We start from the raw sequence: 1,738 nt of genomic DNA on the forward strand, positions 1-1,738 counted from the left end.
ATCTACAGGGGCTCGATCGGCCTATGAGCAGGAAACGCACGGTCGTCCTGATCTCAGGGCGCGGCTCCAACATGACGGCGCTGATCGCGGCCGCCGCCGATCCAAGCTATCCGGCCGAGATCGTCGGCGTGATCTCCGACCGCGCGAACGCCGCCGGCCTCGGCATCGCCCAGTCGCGCGGCATCGCCACCAAGGTGATCCAGCGCGCCGACCATGCGAGCAAGGATGCCTATGACGCCGCGCTCGACGCCGCGCTCACCGGCTTCGGCGCCGAGATCGTGGCGCTTGCCGGCTATATGCGCATCCTCGGCCGCGGCCTCGTCGAGAAATGGCAGGGGCGCATGGTCAACGTCCACCCTGCTTTGCTGCCCGCCTTCAAGGGGCTGGACACGCACGCGCGGGCGATCCGCGCGGGCGTGCGCATCCATGGCTGCTCGGTGCATTTCGTCACGCCGGAGATGGATGACGGCCCGATCATCGCGCAGGCCGCCGTGCCGGTGATGGTCGGCGACAATGAGGACACGCTTGCCGCGCGCGTGCTGAAGGCCGAGCATCGGCTCTATCCGCTGGCGCTAGGCCTCGTCGCCGAGGGCAAGGCGAGCATGGAAAAGGGCCACACCGTGCTTGCCCATTTCGCCGACGATGCAGAGAACGCAAGCTCGGTCGTGATGGCGCCGGACCCGCTGCGCGAGGAGACCGACCTCGAGCATCTGGCGCGGATCACGCCGTAGGGCCCTGGCCGGGAATTGCAGCATGGCGCTTACCCCTGAACTGCGGAGCCAACCCCTGGGTCAAACCGAAACGGACCGGCTGCGTAAGGCTTGGATCGACAGATTAGGCAGCGGCCCGTTTGCCCCCTTCTACATCGACGAGATCAAGCAGAAGGCCCGCGCCCGACTGGACAAGCAATCGTGGTCCTGAACAATGCCCGCGAGACAATTGCTTATCTTACGCCACGCCAAGTCGAGCTGGGATGACCCCAAGCTTGCCGATTTCGACCGGCCGCTCGCCCCGCGCGGGCAAAAGACCGCGCCGCTGATCGGGCGCGAGCTTTCGCGGCGTGGCTGGCTGCCGGATCTGGCTCTGGTCTCGCCGGCGCTGCGCGCCCGCGATACTTGGCGGTTGGTCGCCCAGGAGCTGCCGAAGCATGTGTCCGCGGATTTCGCGGAAGAGCTCTACGAGGCGGAGGCCGGCGCTATCCTGGCGCACGTGCGGCAGGTCAAGGCGACCAACCTGCTCGTGATCGGCCACAACCCCGGCCTCCAGCAGTTTGTGTTGCGGCTGGCCGGCGCCGGGTCGGATGAGAGCGTTTTCAAGAAGATCGAAGCGAAGTTTCCGACGGCGGCGCTCGCGCGGTTTACAGTAAAGGGCAACTGGGCGAATCTGGATTTCGGCGGCGCTCGGCTGACGCATCTCGTCAGGCCGAGGGATTTGGAGTAGACCCCGAAGCTGCCAATCTCCCGCCGCAAACAAAGGCGGCGGAGCAAGCCCGCCGCCTTTGGCAAAGCCTGAGACGTTAAACCTCAATTGCCCCAGATGCCCTGGCCCGGATCATGCCAGGCCTGCGACGGCGCCGATCCGGTGGTCATCGAGGTGTCGACATTGGTAGGCTTGGCGGGCTCGTGCTTGCGTACCGAGGCGGTGAGCCCGCGATCGACGCCGGCGGTCGGCTGGTTGACGTTGTCCGCGCCGTAATGATCGCTGCCGGCGAAGGCAGAACCCATGGCGAGAAGTATGG

At 66.3% G+C, this 1,738-nt stretch carries 3 protein-coding genes; 2 read left to right on the forward strand and 1 reads right to left on the reverse strand.

The features are described from left to right. The first annotated feature begins 23 nt into the window (after positions 1 to 23). Both purN and EOA27_RS35185 read left to right on the forward strand, forming a co-directional pair. The gene (gene purN / locus EOA27_RS35175) at positions 24 to 731 is read left to right on the forward strand and encodes a phosphoribosylglycinamide formyltransferase (protein ID WP_126078168.1); all 708 of its coding nucleotides are present in this window, start codon (positions 24 to 26) and stop codon (positions 729 to 731) included. A 193-nt stretch (positions 732 to 924) separates the two neighbouring features. Then, positions 925 to 1,440 carry a histidine phosphatase family protein gene (locus tag EOA27_RS35185; protein WP_126078169.1) on the forward strand — a complete coding sequence of 172 codons (516 nt, stop codon included), beginning with the start codon at positions 925 to 927 and terminating at the stop codon, positions 1,438 to 1,440. Positions 1,441 to 1,523: 83 nt separating this feature from the next. On the opposite strand, the gene EOA27_RS35190 is transcribed toward EOA27_RS35185, so the two are convergent. Next, positions 1,524 to 1,736, reverse strand: a complete 213-nt coding sequence (locus tag EOA27_RS35190) for a DUF680 domain-containing protein (RefSeq protein ID WP_245491298.1) — start codon at positions 1,734 to 1,736, stop codon at positions 1,524 to 1,526. Positions 1,737 to 1,738 lie beyond the last annotated feature (2 nt).

This window comes from Mesorhizobium sp. M2A.F.Ca.ET.037.01.1.1, assembly GCF_003998075.1.
In the GTDB taxonomy this organism is placed as follows: Bacteria; Pseudomonadota; Alphaproteobacteria; order Rhizobiales; family Rhizobiaceae; genus Mesorhizobium.